Origin of the sequence: Mesorhizobium sp. M7A.F.Ca.US.006.04.2.1, assembly GCF_004022915.1 — a bacterium.
Taxonomy (GTDB): Bacteria; Pseudomonadota; Alphaproteobacteria; order Rhizobiales; family Rhizobiaceae; genus Mesorhizobium; species Mesorhizobium ciceri.
Window position 1 is genome coordinate 1 of the sequence record NZ_RZQA01000029.1, and the last position, 16,755, is coordinate 16,755.

Consider the following 16,755-nt stretch of genomic DNA (forward strand, 5'->3'; position numbering starts at 1 on the left):
GTTCATGGCCGGCGAGCCGATGAACTGGGCAACGAACAGATTGCCGGGCTTCTTGTAGAGGTCCATCGGCGTGCCGACCTGCTCGATATGGCCGTCCTTGAGCACCACGATGCGGTCGGCCAGCGTCATCGCCTCGACCTGGTCGTGGGTAACGTAGATCATGGTCGTGTTGGGCATCGATTCCTTGAGCTTGGCGATCTCGATGCGGGTGGCGACGCGCAGCGCGGCGTCGAGGTTCGAAAGCGGCTCGTCGAACAGGAACACCTTCGGATTGCGCACGATGGCGCGGCCGATGGCGACGCGCTGGCGCTGGCCACCCGACATCGCCTTGGGCAGGCGGTCGAGATATTTGGTCAGCTGCAGGATCTCGGCGGCCTGGCGCACGCGGCGGTCGATCTCGGCCTTGTTCTCTTTGCCGATCTTCATCGAGAACGCCATGTTGTCGTAGACGGTCATGTGCGGGTACAGCGCGTAGGACTGGAACACCATGGCGATGCCCCGCTTCGACGGCGGCACGTCGTTCACCACTTCGCCGGCTATTCTGAGTTCGCCGGAGGTGATTTCCTCGAGCCCGGCGATCGACCTCAGCAATGTCGACTTGCCGCAGCCCGACGGGCCGACGAAGACGATGAACTCGCCCGACCTAATATCGAGGTCGATGCCGTGGAGAATGTTCAGATTGCCGTAGGACTTCTTCACTTGTCTTAGCGTGACATCGGCCATTGGTTTCCTCCAGTGATTGGAAATTCAGTCGAGACGCCCGAACCAGGCGCCGTAGCCGCCAAGCTCGATGGAACCGCTGCTCGCCTGCCCCGAAAATCCGTGCCCGGGCAGAGGTTGCAGCGATCGGCCGCCAAGGTCAACCTTGGCCCGCCCGGCTCCCAGATTGAAGACGCAGACGATCTGCTCGTTGCCTGCGCGGCGCGTGAAGGCCACGGTATCTCCCTCACTTTCGATGAAGGTGATGTCGCCCTTGGCCAGCGCCGGATGGGCACGCCGGAAGCTGAGAAAGCGCCGGTAGTGCTCGAGCAGCGAAGCCTCGTCGCCCTGCTGGACATTGACCGCTTGCGCCAAATGCTTGGCCGGCACCGGCAGCCAGGGTTTTGCCTGGGAGAAGCCGCCATTCTTGGCGCCGCCGTCCCACACCATCGGTGTGCGGCAGCCGTCGCGGCCCTTGAATTCAGGCCAGAAGCGGATGCCGTAGGGATCCTGCAAATCCTCGAACCGAAGGTCGGCCTCGCCGAGCCCAAGTTCCTCACCCTGATAGATGCAGACCGAACCGCGCAAGGACATCAGCAGCGCCGAGATGACCTTGAGGTAGGCGGTCGGGTCGGGCTCATTGGCGGCCCAGCGCGAGGCCGGGCGCATTACATCGTGGTTGGAGAAGGCCCAGCACGACCAGCCATCGCTGGCGACCTTGCCGAAGGATTCCAGCACCGAGCGGACCTTGCCCGCGCTGATCTTTTCCGGCGCCAGGAAATCGAAGGAGTAGCACATGTGCACGCGCTTGCCGCCGGCGGTGTAGGCGGCCACCACTTCAAGCCCACGCTGCGAATCGCCGACCTCGCCGACCGCTGCCGTTGCCGGATATTCATCGAGCAGGGCACGGAACCGTTCGAGGAAGCCGAGATTCTCGGGCCGGCTCTTGTCGTAGAGATGGTCCTGGTAGTTGTAGGGGTTGACCGCCGGCGCGGTCTGGTCGTTGCGCTCTTCTGGCGGCAGCGGCGGGGTGTTTTCCAAGCCCTGGCTGTGGAAGTAGAAATTGATGGTGTCGAGCCGGAAACCATCGACGCCGCGCTCCAGCCAGAAGCGGGTGACGTCGAGCAACGCGTCCTGGACTTCGTGGTTGTGGAAGTTGAGGTCGGGCTGCTCGGCCAAGAAATTGTGCATGTAATATTGCTGGCGGCTGGTGTCCCATTGCCAGGCCGAGCCGCCGAAGATCGACAGCCAGTTGTTGGGCGGCGTGCCGTCCGGCCTGGCGTCTGCCCAGACGTACCAGTCGGCTTTCGGGTTGCTGCGGCTCGACCGGCTTTCCTTGAACCAGGGATGATTGTCGGCGGTGTGCGACAGCACCTCGTCGATCATCACCTTCAAGCCCAACCTGTGTGCCTCGGCGGTCAGCGCGTCGAAGTCGGCCAACGTGCCGAACATCGGATCGACATCGCAGTAATCCGACACGTCATAGCCGAAATCCTTCATCGGCGACTTGAAGAACGGCGAAATCCAGATAGCGTCCGCGCCGAGTGCGGCGATGTAGGCGAGGCGGCCTATGATGCCCTTGAGATCGCCGATGCCGTCGCCGTTCGAGTCCTGGTAGCTGCGCGGATAGATCTGGTAGATCACCGCGCCCCGCCACCAGTCGCGATCGATGGCGAGGTCAGGCTTCGAGCTGGCCTTCAAAGCGGATTGCATCGTCTCAGCCTCCTTTCACCGAGCCGGCAAGCAGCCCGCGGACAAAATAGCGCTGCAGCGAGAAGAACACGATCAGCGGCACGATGATGGTCACGAAAGCCGATGTCGTCAGAATCTCCCAGTCGCCGCCGCGTGAGCCCAACAGCGCGTTGAGCTTGGCGGTCAGCACAATCTGGTCTGCCTCTGTGCCGAGGAAAACCATCGCCACCAGCAGATCGTTCCATACCCACAGGAACTGGAAGATGGCAAACGAAGCCAGCACCGGAAACGACAGCGGCAAGACGATCTTGACGAAGATCTCGAAATCGCTGGCGCCGTCGATGCGCGCCGATTCCATGATTTCGCGCGGCAGGCCGGCAATGTAGCTGCGCAGCAGGTAGATGGCGAAGGGCAGGCCGAAGCCGGTATGCGCCAGCCAGATGCCGAGATAGGTCTTCGACGGCATGCCGAAGAAAGCGCCGACGCCGTTGTAGAGTTTCAACAGCGGGATCAGCGACATCTGCAATGGCACCACCAGCAAGCCGATGATGACCGCGATCAGCAGCGCCCGGCCGGGAAACCGCATCCAGGCCAGCGCATAGGCGGCAAAGGCGGCGATCAGGATCGGGATGACGGTCGCCGGAATGGTGACGGTCAGGGAATTCATGAAAGACCGTCCGATGCCTTCGGAAAACAGCACGGTTTTGTAATTATCGGTGGTGAATTTCGGCGGCGCCGACGAAGCATAATAGACGCGCTGGCCGCGATCGCCTTCGAACGCTTTCGGGGACTGCATGACGAAGCTGCCGTCGGCATTGAGCTGCAAGGTCACGCCGTCGCCGAGATCGGCTGTGGTGCCGGCGGGATACTGCGTCGGTGCCGCCGATTTGACCCCGAAGGCGCTGATGTCGCGCTTGGCGCCGTCGCCAAAGATATTGCCCTCGAGCACGAACTTGCCGGCCTTCTCGACTTGCGCCGAGGCGGGCGGCAGCCGGCCGGCTTCGGTCTGGGTGGAACTGGCGAACGAGTTCCACCAGCCCGAGGCGATGATCTGGTTCTTGTCGCGCAGCGACGAGACCAGGATGCCGAGGGTCGGTATGGTCCAGATCGCGACGAAGATGAGCACGGCGATGTGGACGCCGAAGCGGCTGGCGAAGGAATTTCCGGTCGCGACGGCCATCTCAATGTCCTCCCGTCTCTTTGTTCGCCTGTCGGATGTTCCAGACCATGATCGGAATGACCGCAATCATGATGATGATGGCGATGGTGGCGCCGCGGCCGAAATCGCCGCCGCCGCGGAACATCCAGTCGAACATCAGATTGGCCAGCACCTGGCTGTTCCACTGGCCGTTGGTCATGGTCAGCACGATGTCGAACACTTTGAGCACCAGAATGGTGATCGTGGTCCAGACCACGGCGATGGTGCCCCAGATCTGCGGCACCATGATCTTCCAGAAGATCTGGAACGGATTGGCGCCGTCGATGACGGCGGCTTCCAGCGTTTCCTCGGGGATGCCGCGCAGGGCGGAAGACAGGATGACCATGGCAAAGCCGGTCTGGATCCAGATCAGGATGATCATCAGGAAGAAATTGTTCCAGAACGGCAGCGATATCCAGACCTGCGGCTGGCCGCCGAAATGCTGGATGATGGCGTTGAGGATGCCGATCTGCGTCTGGCCCTCGCCCCGATACTCGTAGATGAATTTCCAGATCACGCTGGCGCCGACGAAGGAGATCGCCAATGGCAGGAAGATCAGGCTCTTGGCGATCGTGCCCCACCAGATCTTGTCCGTAAGCACGGCGATGATCAGCCCGAGGAAGGTGCAGGCGGCCGGCACCACCGCCAGCCAGATGATGTTGTTGAGGATCGAGTTGCGGAACTCGCGGTCGCCGAACGCCCATTCATAGTTCGCCAGGCCGACGAAACTGATGCCGCCGCGATCGAGGAACGACAGCCGCAGCGTCTCGACCACCGGATAGATCAGGTAAATGGTGAGGATGATCATCGCCGGGCCGACGAACAGCCATGGGCGGACCAACCCTTGCCGGCGTAGATTGTCGATGGCCGCGGCACCGGCGACGCCGCGTGACGGGAATATCAGGTCGACCAGTTTGTTGGCGCCCCAGAAATAGGCGACGCAACCGCCGACGCCGACGATGATGACGAATATGGCCGAGAAAATCTGAGCCGCCATGGGTCCCTCTCCCCCTGCGCATGACCCGACAAGGAATGACCTTGGTGACGGGGACCAGGCGCCGATTCAGTTGTTTGGAGCGCGTCATCGGCGGCTTGCGCACATTGCCGATCGCGCTTCATGTCAATGCGCTCATGACGAAAGGCTGCGGCACGGGCCGCCGTCGGATCCGGGCCGGTATGGTCCGGATCCAGTGCGAGAATGGTTGGTCGTCTACGTGCCAGCCGTCTACTTGATGGCGTCCCAGCTCTTCTGGATGTCGGTGGCGACGTCCTGTGCCGACTTGCCGCCGACCAGGTCGATCATGCCGGTCCAGAAGGCGCCGGCGCCGATCTTGCCCGGCATCAGGTCGGAACCGTCGAAGCGGAAAGTCGAGGCATTGGCGAGGATTTCGCCCTGTTTCTTCAGCGCGTCGCTGGCATAGGCATCCTTGTTGACCGACTTGAGCGGCGTCACGAAGCCGCCCTCGGCCATCCAGATCTCGTGGGCGAGCGGCATCTTCAGGAATTCGATGAACGCGCGCGCACTCTTGCTGTCCTTGGTGATCATCGCCAGCGTACCGGCGCCGAGCACGGGCGTGCCCAGTTCAGGCTTGGCGGCATAGGGCGGGAAGTAGAAGAAGTCCGCGTCCTGGCCGACCTTGGTGCCTTCCGGGAAGAAGGTCGGAATGAACGATGCCTGGTGGTGCAGGTAGCATTTCGGCGGCACCGAAAAGAGGCCCTTCGGGCTGTCGCGGAAGTCGGTCGCCGCAACCGCCTTGGCGCCGCCGTCGACCATCTTGTCGTCGGTCGCGATCTTGCCGAAAATGTCGATGGCGTTGACCACCGCCGGATCGTTGAACGGGATCTCGTTCTTCACCCATTTGTCGTAGACCTCCGGAGGCTGGGTGCGCAGCATCAGGTCTTCGACCCAGTCGGTTGCCGGCCAGCCGGTGGCACCGCCGGAGCCGAGGCCGATGCACCACGGCTTGCCGCCATCGGCGATGATCTTCTTTTCGAGATCGGCGAGTTCTTCCTGGGTCTTCGGCACCTTGTAGCCGGCTTCCTCGAAATTATCCGGCGAGTACCAGACCAGCGACTTCACGTCGGCCTTGTAAGGGAAGGCGAAGAAGCCCGGCTTGCCGTCCTTGTCCTTGAAGGTGCCGAGATCGACCCATGACTGGCCGGCGCCGTAATTGTCCTTGACCCATTTGGCGGTGTCGTCACCGAGCGGCGTCAAAAGGCCCTTCGACGCCAGGTCCTGGATGAGGCCCGGCTGCGGCAGCACGGCGATGTTGGGCGGGCTGCCGGCCTGCGTGTCGATGACGATCTGCTGCTCGTAATTCTCCGAGGAGGAGTATTTGATCTCGACGCCGGTGGCTTCCGAGAAATAGTCGAGAACGCCGCGCACCAGGCCTTCGTCCTCGCCGCGCCACGGTCCGAAGATCGACAGCGTCTCACCCTTGAGGTCGACTTTCTTGAGCTCTTCGTAGTTCGCCCAGTTGAAGCGCTTGTCTTCGCCGGGCTTGAACTTCAGTTCGGCCTGCGCGGGCGCGTTCAGGGCGAACGTGGCAAACGCAGCACCCAGCAAAAGCATTTTCTTCATCGGTATTCCTCCCAGTGGGTCTCACACACCGGACGGAACCTCCATTCCGCCCGCCGACGCCGCAGGACTGTGACTCAGTCGGAAAGGAACCGCAACCTTTCGAAGAGTCTTCCAAAGCGCTTTGGCTTTTCCGATCACGCCATTGAATCGCGGGGAAGTCAAGAGGCTGGCGAATCAATCGATTTAGGTTCGCGCATTTGCGCCCTAAAAGTGCGTCGCAGCATGCTATTATGGCAGTGCAGCAGCAATTTTTGTTTCAAACATGCCCAAACCGCGTCTATGGTTGGGCTTCGTATGGCTCGGCCCCGATGGCACTTGGGTCGATTCAATTTAAAAGCGCTTTGAGGGAATGGAGACTTTCGTGAACCTCAAGCAGCTCGCCCACATGCTGGCACTTTCGCAAACCACGGTAAGCCGCGCGCTGAACGGCTATCCCGAGGTCAATGAGGAGACGCGCAGGCGTGTCATGGATGCCGCCAAGCGCCATGGCTATCGGCCCAACCCGAGCGCGCGCCGGCTGGCGACCGGCAAGACCGGCATGATCGGCTATGTCCTGCCGACCGGTGCGTCCGTCGACATCGATCCGCATTTCGTCGAGTTCCTGTCCGGCCTTGGCGACTATGCTCGCTCGCACGAGCTCGACCTTGTGCTGTCGCCGGCCGACGCCGACGACCAGGAGACGACCTACCGGCGCATCGTCGCCAACCGGCAGGTCGACGCTGTTTATATCTCCTCTCCAAGGCCCGCTGACCGGCGCGTGGCGCTGGTCAACACGCTCGGCATTCCCTTCATCGTCCATGGCCGCAGTGAGGGCTTCGATTTCGACTACGCCTTCACCGACATCGACAATGAGGGCGCCTTCCACGAAGCGGCCAGGCTGCTGATCCAGCTCGGTCATCGGCGGCTGGCGCTGATCAACGGTGACGGCCGCGAGACCTTCGCCATCCATCGCGAACGCGGCGTGCGCCGGGCACTCGCCGCGAGCGGACTGACATTGATCGAACGCCATGTCTGCTCGGTCGATATGACCGAGGAGAACGGCTATCGCGCCACCAGGCGTTTGCTGGAAGGGGACGACGCGCCGACGGCGATCGCCTGCTCCAGCCTGATCATGGCGCTGGGCGTCGTGCGTGCGGTGCGCGACCTCGGCTTGAGCATCCCGGGCGACGTCTCGCTGATCGCCCATGACGATGTCTTCCCCTGGCTGAGGCCGGAGAATTTCTCGGTGCCGCTGTCGACGACGCGTTCATCGATCCGTCTCGCCGGCGCCCGTGTCGCCGAGCGGCTGGCGGCACGGATTTCAGGACTGGAGGAGGGCGCGCGAGGCGAGGTCTGGCCGGTCGACCTGGTGGTGAGAGGGTCAGTCGCCGGTGCGCCGGCGTAGCTGGAGATCAAAGCCATGTGCTCTGCGGGATCGAGTTGAGACGCGACACTCACGCCGCATCAATCTCGCCCGACGCCGGCAGTAGCGAGACCACCGCAAGGGGGCCGGATTCCGACATCTCACGCCGCGGATTTGAGGTGGTCGATGAAGGCGCGCAGCTTCGGCAGGACTTGGCGCTTGCCGGGATGATACAGGAAGACGCCGGGCGTCGTGGCGGCAATGCCGTCCAGCACCGGTTCCAGTTTACCTTCGGCTATCGGAGCTTCAGCGATTGGTCGAGGCGTCTGCGCCAGCCCGACGCCCCGCATCGCGGCCCCGAGCAATGTCGGATAATCGTGCGCTATCAGCGGGCCTGAGAGCATCGCCTCGATCGTCTCGTTGCCGTCGACGAAAGCCCAGGGCGCTATGGCGCCATTCGAACGGCGCAAGCGCAGGCAGGCGTGGTTGCGCAGATCATCGACGCGTTCGGGGCGGCCGTGGCGTTTGAGATAGTCAGGGCTGCCGACGACCACGAACGAAAACGATGGGGTTAGCCGCACCGCGACCATGTCGACCGCGATGAACTGGCCGAGACGGATGCCGGCATCGAACCCGCCGGCCGCGAGATCGACCATCTCGTCGCTCGCGGCGATCTCCAGCTCGATCTCGGGGTAAGCCCGGCAGAACGACGCGATCATCGGCTCCAGGATCAACGGCACGACAGCGCGGGGCACGGACAGGCGCAGCAGACCGGTCGGCCGTTGGCCGATGTCACGCACGGCCTCGCCGGCCGCGACGAGTTCTTCGAAAGCAGGGCCGGCACGATCGAGGAACCGCTGGCCAGGCTCGGTCAAGCCGACGCTCCGTGTCGTGCGGACGAACAGCGCCGCACCCATGCGTGCCTCCAGCGCGCGCACCGCCTGGCTCACGGCGGACGGTGTCACGCCGAGTTGCGCTGCGGCGCGGCGGAAGTTGCGGTGCCTGGCGACAGCCAGGAACGCCTCGATGCCCTCCAGCGCACCATGTCGGACTGTGTAGTTCTGCTTCATAGGTTGTTGTTATTACGCCGGGTAGTCGAATTATGGAAGTGGGCCTAGGTATGAGCTGAACCTAGGAGACATCATGCGATGACCGATGAACTTGAAGGGGTACGCGACCATTATCGCGCGACGGGCCTGACCGAGCGGCTGAAGACGGTGTTGGCTGCCCTCGGCCCGGAGGACCAGCTCCTCACGCCCCAACAATTGGGCGTTCTCGACCAGTTTCACACCCGTGGGCTAGCTGCCACCGGCGAGCTTGCCCAATTGGCGGGGATCGCTGCCGGCATGTCGATACTGGACGTCGGCTCGGGCGTCGGTGGGCCGGCGCGCTTTCTGGCTGCGACCTATGGCTGCCGGGTTACTGGCGTGGATCTCAGCGAGCCTTTCGTGGATGCCGCGCGCTATCTGACCGAGCGCACGGGACAGAGCGGGCAGCTGTCGTTCCAGACCGCCAGCGCATTGGAGCTCCCATTCGACGATGGCCGTTTCGACGCGGTGCTGTTGCAGCACGTGGCGATGAACATCTCTGACCGGACGCTGCTCTACAGCGAGATTCGGCGCGTGCTGAAGCCAGGCGGCAGGTTTGCCACATACGACGTCGTGTTGTCTGGAGGCGAGCCGCACTATCCGCTTCCCTGGGCGAGAACGCCGGCGACGAGCTTTCTCCTAACAGCCGGTGCGACGCGCGAGGCGATCGAACCGGCCAGCTTCCGCATGCTGGCATGGCAAGACGACACCGACGCCGCCAAGGCGTGGTTCGCACAGTTGCGCGCGTCGGGGCCGCCGCCTTCGCCCAATCTCGGCGTGGTGATGGGACCGGACTTCGCTGAGCTTGCGGCCAACCTCGGACGAAATCTTATGCAAGGTCGGCTCGGTATCCTGACCGCAGTGTTCGAGGCCGCATGAACCAATTGTCGAGAGGAGGCCAGATGTCCACCGAAGTCCTATTCCAAATCCATCTTGTTCTGGGCTATGTCGCGTGGCTGCTTTGCTTCGCTACATACGGTTTGCCGTGGCTCAGGTCGATGGACCGGGTCGCGGCGCAGCGCGCTGTTGCCGCTCTGCACAGCTTCCGCTTCTTCGGGCTGGTCTTCCTCGTTCCGGGTGTCGTCAGCCCCGATTTGCCTGCCGGCTTTGCCGTGTTTGCTGCCTACGGCGACCTTGCAACAGGAGTGCTGGCCATGCTGGCGCTGCTCACGGTGAGGATACCTCAGCTCTTCTGGGCGCTCGTCGTCGCCTTCAATCTGGTCGGGACGGTCGACCTCATCGTGGACTATTACCACGCCATCCAGGTCGGCCTCCCCCAGCGTGCGGGCGAACTGGGCGCCACCTACGCGATCCCGATCATCTACGTGCCGCTGCTGATGATCACGCACATCGTCGCGTTCTATTTTCTGGTGCGTCCTCCGCAAGCCGCGGCTTGGACTGTCGCAGACTAGTCCTTTGCCGCCGCCGCCTTGATGTCCAGCAGGCCGTAGCCGAAATCATTGTCGCGTCCCTTGGGGCCGAGATCCCTGGCCGTTGCCGCGAGCGCCTTTTCGATGTCGTCGGCCGAGCGATCGGGCGCGGCATGGATGAGATTGGCGATGGCGCCGCTCACGATCGCCGCGGCAAACGAGGTGCCTGTGACCACATCCGAGCCGGCGCCGCTCGGCGCCACCATCTCGACGCCGGGTGCCGAGATGAAGACATAGGCGCCGCGATTGGCCTGCGGCATCAGCCCGTCCTTGGCATCGGTGGCGGTCACCGCGATGACACCATCGAAGGCGGCCGGATAGCCATAGGGTGCCTTCGGCCCGTTGTTACCGGCTGCGGCGACCAGCACCATGCCGAGCGCGCGGGCATTGCGGCAGGCGACGCCGAGCAAATCGTTCTTCGGCCCGACAAAGCTCATATTGATGATGCGCACGTCCTGTTCCGCCGCCCAGTCGAGCGCCGACAGGATGACGTCCATGGTCGACTTGCCGCCCTCGAAGGCGCGGGCGTGATAGATTTTTGCGCCCGGTGCCATGCCTTCCAGCGCGCCGACGCCGGCGATCAGCCCGTCGATCGACGTGCCGTGATCGCGCTTTTCGATCGGCACGTCGGGCATGGCGTCGAACTGCCCGGCAATGACGCCCGAGAGCGCCGGGTTGGTGTCGTCGATGCCGGTGTCGATCACCGCGATGCGGACGTTTTCTCCGCTGGCCTGCTTGGAATCGAGTGCAATGCGGTCGAACGCATAGTTGACGATGCCGGCGGCCTGCTGCAGCGAATAGACGTGATTGGGCTCGCGCCGCTGGGTGCGGCCGTCGGCGGCCAGTTGCGCCAGCACGACGCCGACGGGCCGGCCGTCGGGAATGCCGAAGCGCACCAGTGTGGTGCCAAGCAGCCGCGACTGGCGCTGCGAGCGCACCTGCAGGCCGAAGGAGGCGGCGATCTGCTGGACAGCGCCGGCATCGCCGTCGACGGTCACCAGCACCTCGTCGGGCACGAAATCGCCAACCACCGCGCGCCGCGGCTGAACGGCAATGAGATCGGTCGGCGAGACGATCGGGCCACCGGGCGGGGGGCCGGCTTGAGTATCGGCCGGCGGCGTCGCCGGTTCGGGCCGTGGCGTCGGCACAGGGGTCGGGGGCGCCGCCGGGTTGGGAAACAGGTCGACGATCAGGGCCGGCAGGAACACCGCGCCGGATTGCGCCGCATCCGATCCGCCCTCTGTGTCGCTGCCATCCTTGGCGCAGTCGGCGCCTGCCGCATTGGTCCCGTCGCGGCAGTCGATTTTCGTCTGGTCGGGATTGGGATCTTTGGTCTGCGCCGACGCGGGCACGGCGACGGTTATCATCGCCGCCGCAAGCATTGCCGCAAATCGAATGACCGCCTCAGCCGCCATCAAGCGGTTTCCTTCCCTCGATCACAGTCTCCGTGAAAGCCTGGGCGGCAACAAGGCCGATTTGCCTGGTGTAGTCGGCTGCGTTGGCAGCAGGGATGCCAAGCCGGAACACGCCGTCGGCGGTCGGTCCGCCGACGATCTTCAGCCCGTTGCTGCCGAGGAAGGCGGAAATGTCCGACATCTTCGCATCCGGCTTGAACTTGACCAGGGCGTACGGCATTTTCGCCAGATCGTCTTGCGCGCCGGCAATCTCGAAATCATTGCCCTTTCCGCCGGGTTCGACAAACGACTGCACCATGACCAGAGCCAGCAGAACCGCGGCTGCCGCCCAGGCGACGCCGACCGGCACCGCCATGAAGCGGCCCCAGGCCTGCGCCAGCCAGGACGATCCTGCCGGCTTGCGCGCAGGCCCGGCCTCGGCGTCGAGTGCCTTGGCAAAGCGGCTGAGCGCATCGGCCGGCGGCCGGATTGCTTCGTTGGCGGCCGTGGCGCCGGAGAATTCGGCTTCAGCCTCGCCAAGGGCGGCAAGTGCGGCCGGATCGCTGGCCAGCCATTCCTCGACCGCTTCCAGGTCGGAACCTTCCAGCGAGCCGTTCAGGTAGAACGGCAGCAGCGTTTCCATTTCGTCGCGGCGCGACATCTTTTCAGCGGCGCTCATGGCCAGCCCCTGTCGTAACCGGCGGCCTTGAGAGCCTCGCCGAGTTTCTTGCGGGCGTAGAACATCCGGGTCTTGACGGTGGCGACCGGAATGTCGAGCACCTCGCTGATCTCGCTCACCGACTGCCCGTGATAATAGGCAAGATCGATGACGGCGCGATGCTCTTCCGGCAAGGCGTCGACGAAGCGCCGCAGGGCGGCCGCCTTGTCTTCCTTCATGGTGACGACTTCCGGTGTGTCGGCGCCGTCGGGCACTGCGGCGGCGGCCTCGTCGTCGATCCAGTCTTCCTTTTTCTTGCGCAGAAAGGACAGCGCCTTGAAACGGGCAATGCCGAGCAGCCATGTCGAGACTTCGGAACGCCCTTCGAAGCCGGGCGCCTGACGCCACAGCTCGAGGAAGACTTCGTTGGCGATATCGTCGGCCATCATTTCCGATCCCGTCTGGCGCGCCACGAAGCGGTAGACCCGCGCGTGGTGACGCATGAACAGGAGCCGCACGGCGGCTCGGTCGCCCTTCGCGACCCGGTCGACAAGCGCGCGATCGGTCTCCGTCGCTGCCGTCATGGCCGGTCGAGCCGCCTGGCTCCTGTCTGCTCTGTCGCTGATCGGCCCAAAAAGGTTCATCCTCCGCCAAGGAATTTTGCGGAGGCTAACCGAAGAGCGCGGAGGTTGCCAGAGGTGCGCCTCTTCCTTCTCCCACAAGGGCAGAAGGGAAGAGCTTCGCGGACCGCTTCTCACTCCAAGAAAGACTTCGCCTTCATCGTCGCGGGCACGGGAACACCCAGTCGGCTCAGCACCGTCGGCGCGAGCTGCAGCTGGTCGAGTAGTGTGTCCGCATCCGGCCCTTTGCCTTGTCCAAAATAATACAGCGCGAAATCCTGCATCTCGTCGTCATGGCCGCCGTGATGGCCACGATCGGTCTGGCCGTGATCGGCGGTGACGATCACCTCATAGCCGGCTTCGATCCAGCGTGGCAGGAAGGCGGCCAGCATGCCGTCCATCGCATAGACGGCATGGTCCATCTCGTGGCAGTCGTGGCCGAAGCGGTGTCCCATCGAATCCAGCGTGCAGGTGTGCAGGATGCCGTAGTCGATGCCATGGCGTTTCGTCAGCATGGTCAGCGTCGCGAACAGGTCGACATCGCTCGGCGTCATCTGGTTGCGGAGATTGTAACCGGTCATGGTGTGGAAGCGGCCATGCGTGATCGGCCCGCCTGGCTCGTCGAATTCCATGCCCTCGACCAGGTCGAACGGGAAGGCGCGGAAGAATTCCGACCAGTAGGAATGGGTCACCGCCCCCGTCTTGCCGCCTGCCTTGCTGACCTCGGAGAAGATATCGGGCTGCTCGACGCGGAAACGGTTCTCATTGGAGAGAATCCCGTGCAGCTGCGGCGAAACCCCGGTGTGGATCGAGGCATAGCAGCAGGCCGAGGTCGACGGCAGCACCGAGCGCATCTTCCAGACGCGCGCCTCGCCCGATTGCACCCAGCCTTCGAGATTGCCCATCAGCCGGCGCCAGTTCCGGTAAGGCACGCCATCGAGGATGATCAGCAGAAGCTTGGATTTGAGCGCCACGGGCTGCTCCATGCGGTTGGCGGTTGAAACGGGAACGCCGTGTGCCGTCCCGGGCACACGGCGTTCTGATAGATGAAATCGGCCGATCAGGGTCCGCTCAAGCGTTGAGCCAGCACTCGGCAAGCGCGTAGCCGTCCATCATTTCGCCGATAGGGCTCTTGGCATAGCCGCCGATCTTGTTGGTGGCGGCCGCGTCGATGAACTGGTTGAAGAAGGGCACGATCAGCCCGCCTTCGTCACGCATCATCACTGCCATATCGTGGTAGATCGCCTGGCGCTTGGCCTGGTCGAGCTCGCCGCGCGCGGTAAACAGCATCTTGTCGAATTCCGGCCGCTTGAAGCGCGTGTCGTTCCAGTCGGCGGTCGAGACATAGCCGGTGGAATACATCTGGTCCTGCGTGGCGCGTCCGCCCCAGTAGGAGAGCGAGAAAGGCTGCTTGTTCCAGACCTCCGACCAGTAGCCGTCGCCGGGTTCGCGCTTGATCTCGATCTTGATGCCGGCTTTGGCGCAGGACTGCTGATAGAGCTGTGCGGCATCGACGGCGCCCGGGAAGGCGACGTCCGAGGTGCGCAGCACGATCGAGCCGCTGTGGCCTGATTTCTTGTAGGCTGCCGCCGCCTTGTCCGGATCGAACTTGCGCTGTTCGATATCGGCGGAAAACAGCGGATAGGCCTCGTTGATCGGGAAGTCGTTACCCACCGAGCCATAGCCGCGCAGGATCTTTTCCAGCATCTCGTCGCGGTCCATGGCTAGCTTCAGCGCCATGCGCAGATCATTGCTGTCGAAAGGTGCGGTGTCGCAGAACATGTTGAACGGATAGTAGCCCTTGCCCGAGACATTCTCGATGGAAACGCCCGCGATGCGCTTGACCAGATCGACGACCTTGGGTTCGACGCGGTTGATCATGTGCACCTGGCCGCCTTGCAAAGCTGCAAGCCGTGCGGTCGCATCATTGATGACGATGATCTCGACCTGGTCGGCATGGCCGGCCTTGTCGCCAAGCCAGTAATTGGCGAAACGCTCGCCGCCATGGCGCACGCCTGGCTGGTTGACGCTAACCTTGTAGGGTCCGGCGCTGATGCCGGCATTCGGATCGTCCTTGCCGCCATTCGGCTGGATGACGAGATGGTAGTCGGCCATCAGATAAGGGAAGTCGGCATCGGCGTCGCCGAGCGTGACGATGACTTCCTTGCCGCTCGCCTTGACGCCCTTGATGTTCTTGAGGATGCCGAGTGCTCCGGACTTGGACTTCTCGTCCGCATGGCGCTCGATGGTGGCGGCAACGTCCTCCGCGCCGACCGTCTTGCCATTGTGGAACTCGATGCCATCGCGGATCTTGATCGTCCATGTCTTGGCGTCGGCTGAGGCGCCAATCTCTTCGGCAATCAGGTTGACCAGCTTGTTGTCCGGTGTGAGGCGCACAAGATACTCGCCCCAAAGCTTGCCGAAGCTGAAGGTTACCTGGCTGAGATTCAGCGCCGGATCGAGGCTGTTGGTGGATTCCCCGCCCTGCAGGCCAGCCTTGATGATACCGCCCTTCACCGCCGTCTGGGCAAATGCCTTGCCGGCCAGCGCCGGCATCATGGCCGCCGATACGCCGAGCGCGGCGGCGCGCCCAAGAAAGGCACGGCGCGATATCCGGCCGTGACCGGCGAGTTCGGCGAGATAATCGAGTTCAGTTTTCATGTCCTACCCCTGTTTAAAAGTCGTGCGAGCGGCGCTCGTCCCGAAGGACGTGTGGCGCTCTAGTGTTGCATCCGGATGACGGTCGCTGACGCCCCTATGTGGCAGCTTGGTCTGACACAATTTCCAGGGGAAGCGCCTGCCTTTTTCTTCCGGCAGTATTGGTTCCCTTTAGTTCCCCGCGCTGGCCATGCGCCGTCCCTTGATTGCCTTTTCCAGCCAGCCGATTTCCATCTCTGGAACCGAGGAGAGCAGCAGGTCGGTGTAGGCGTCGAAGGGCGGGCTCAGCACCTTGCCCTTGGGGCCGTAACGCACCACCTCGCCGCGATACATAACCGCGATTGAATCGGCGATCGACTTCACCGTGGCAAGGTCATGCGTGATGAACAGATAGGCGACGTTCTCTTCCTTCTGCAGCTCCAGCAGCAGCTCGAGGATGCCGTGTGCCACCAGCGGATCGAGCGCCGAGGTCACCTCGTCGCAGATGATCAGCTTCGGCTTGGCGGCAAGCGACCGGGCGATGCAGACACGCTGTTTCTGGCCGCCGGAAAGCTCGGCCGGGTAGCGGTCGGAAAATCCCTTGCCCATCTCGATCTTGTCGAGCAGTTCGGCAACGCGTCTGTCGCGCTCACGGCCGCGCATGCCGAAATAAAACTCCAGCGGTCGGCCGATGATGGTGCCGACGGTCTGACGCGGGTTCATCGCCACATCGGCCATCTGGTAGATCATCTGCAACTGGCGCAGATCCTCCTTCGGCCGGTCGGCCAGCCTGTTGGCCAGCGCGCGTCCGTCGAAGGTGACGGTACCCTGTTCGGGTGGCAAAAGTCCCGTGATGGCGCGCGCCAGCGTCGACTTGCCGGAGCCGGACTCGCCGACCACGGCCAGCGTCTGGCCCGGATAGATGTCGACGGATACGTCCTTCAGCACCTTGATATGGCTGCGGCCATAGGCGGCGGTGACGTTCTTCACCGACAGGAACGGCGACGTGCCGGGCTTCTGCTCCTGGTGTTCGATCTCATGCACCGAGACCAGCGCGTTGGTGTATTCCTGGCGCGGCTCCTTGATGATCTGCCTTGTGCCGCCCCATTCGACCAGCCTCCCATGGCGCAGCACCATGATCTCGTCGGAGACCTGGGCGACGACGGCAAGGTCGTGCGTGATGTAGAGCGCAGCGACATGGGTGTCGCGGATGGCGTCCTTGATCGCCGCCAGCACGTCGATCTGCGTCGTCACGTCGAGCGCCGTTGTCGGCTCGTCGAAGACGATCAGGTCCGGCTCGGAGCACAGGGCCATCGCCGTCATCACACGCTGCAACTGGCCGCCCGAAACCTGGTGCGGAAAACGCTCGCCGATGGTTTCAGGGTTCGGCAGGCTGAGCTTCTTGAACAGCGCAAC

At 63.4% G+C, this 16,755-nt stretch carries 15 protein-coding genes; 3 read left to right on the forward strand and 12 right to left on the reverse strand.

From position 1 onward, the window contains the following. The 5 genes from EN925_RS03140 to EN925_RS03160 all read right to left on the reverse strand — a co-directional run. The coding region (locus EN925_RS03140; protein ID WP_128336335.1) for an ATP-binding cassette domain-containing protein at positions 1 to 723 on the reverse strand (723 nt) is incomplete at its 3' end. 24 nt (positions 724 to 747) lie between these two features. Then, positions 748 to 2,412 carry an alpha-glucosidase gene (locus EN925_RS03145; protein ID WP_128336337.1) on the reverse strand — a complete coding sequence of 555 codons (1,665 nt, stop codon included), beginning with the start codon at positions 2,410 to 2,412 and terminating at the stop codon, positions 748 to 750. A gap of 4 nt (positions 2,413 to 2,416) precedes the next feature. Beyond that, the gene (locus EN925_RS03150) at positions 2,417 to 3,571 is read right to left on the reverse strand and encodes a carbohydrate ABC transporter permease (RefSeq protein WP_064992880.1); all 1,155 of its coding nucleotides are present in this window, start codon (positions 3,569 to 3,571) and stop codon (positions 2,417 to 2,419) included. Between the two features lies 1 nt (position 3,572). Beyond that, on the reverse strand, positions 3,573 to 4,586 hold the full coding sequence (locus EN925_RS03155) for a sugar ABC transporter permease (RefSeq protein WP_063169814.1): 1,014 nt from the start codon (positions 4,584 to 4,586) through the stop codon (positions 3,573 to 3,575). 228 nt (positions 4,587 to 4,814) lie between these two features. Beyond that, complete coding sequence (locus EN925_RS03160) at positions 4,815 to 6,170, reverse strand: ABC transporter substrate-binding protein (protein ID WP_013528261.1); 1,356 nt, start codon at positions 6,168 to 6,170, stop codon at positions 4,815 to 4,817. 361 nt (positions 6,171 to 6,531) lie between these two features. Between EN925_RS03160 and EN925_RS03165 the strand changes: the two genes are divergently transcribed. After that, on the forward strand, positions 6,532 to 7,554 hold the full coding sequence (locus tag EN925_RS03165) for a substrate-binding domain-containing protein (protein WP_013528260.1): 1,023 nt from the start codon (positions 6,532 to 6,534) through the stop codon (positions 7,552 to 7,554). A 119-nt stretch (positions 7,555 to 7,673) separates the two neighbouring features. Here the strand turns inward: EN925_RS03165 and EN925_RS03170 are convergent, their stop codons facing one another. After that, positions 7,674 to 8,582: a LysR family transcriptional regulator gene (locus tag EN925_RS03170; protein WP_013528259.1), complete on the reverse strand. Its 909-nt coding sequence runs from the start codon at positions 8,580 to 8,582 to the stop codon at positions 7,674 to 7,676. Between the two features lie 78 nt (positions 8,583 to 8,660). Here EN925_RS03170 and EN925_RS03175 point away from each other — a divergent pair, with 78 nt between their 5' ends. Both EN925_RS03175 and EN925_RS03180 read left to right on the forward strand, forming a co-directional pair. Further along, positions 8,661 to 9,479 (forward strand): class I SAM-dependent methyltransferase, encoded by an 819-nt coding sequence (locus tag EN925_RS03175; RefSeq protein ID WP_013528258.1) that lies wholly within the window; start codon positions 8,661 to 8,663, stop codon positions 9,477 to 9,479. A 23-nt stretch (positions 9,480 to 9,502) separates the two neighbouring features. Next, a complete protein-coding gene (locus tag EN925_RS03180; protein ID WP_013528257.1) occupies positions 9,503 to 10,012 on the forward strand; it encodes a hypothetical protein in 510 nt (169 codons plus the stop codon). Here the strand turns inward: EN925_RS03180 and EN925_RS03185 are convergent. The 6 genes from EN925_RS03185 to EN925_RS03210 form a co-directional block, all read right to left on the reverse strand. Then, positions 10,009 to 11,445 carry a S8 family serine peptidase gene (locus EN925_RS03185; RefSeq protein ID WP_127385129.1) on the reverse strand — a complete coding sequence of 479 codons (1,437 nt, stop codon included), beginning with the start codon at positions 11,443 to 11,445 and terminating at the stop codon, positions 10,009 to 10,011. The two genes, EN925_RS03180 and EN925_RS03185, sit on opposite strands and share 4 nt — an antisense overlap. After that, entirely contained in the window at positions 11,435 to 12,103 is a 669-nt protein-coding gene (locus EN925_RS03190) for a hypothetical protein (RefSeq protein ID WP_013528255.1), read from the reverse strand. Before EN925_RS03190 ends, EN925_RS03185 begins: the two co-directional genes overlap by 11 nt. Next, a complete protein-coding gene (locus tag EN925_RS03195) occupies positions 12,100 to 12,666 on the reverse strand; it encodes a sigma-70 family RNA polymerase sigma factor (protein ID WP_013528254.1) in 567 nt (188 codons plus the stop codon). Before EN925_RS03195 ends, EN925_RS03190 begins: the two co-directional genes overlap by 4 nt. Positions 12,667 to 12,836: 170 nt before the next feature. Next, positions 12,837 to 13,676: an alkaline phosphatase family protein gene (locus EN925_RS03200; RefSeq protein WP_127368851.1), complete on the reverse strand. Its 840-nt coding sequence runs from the start codon at positions 13,674 to 13,676 to the stop codon at positions 12,837 to 12,839. 97 nt (positions 13,677 to 13,773) lie between these two features. Continuing rightward, positions 13,774 to 15,363, reverse strand: a complete 1,590-nt coding sequence (locus EN925_RS03205) for an ABC transporter substrate-binding protein (RefSeq protein WP_024501943.1) — start codon at positions 15,361 to 15,363, stop codon at positions 13,774 to 13,776. A gap of 168 nt (positions 15,364 to 15,531) precedes the next feature. Then, positions 15,532 to 16,755, reverse strand: a 1,224-nt coding sequence (locus EN925_RS03210; protein ID WP_164894118.1) for an ABC transporter ATP-binding protein, incomplete at its 5' end; no start/stop codon positions are given.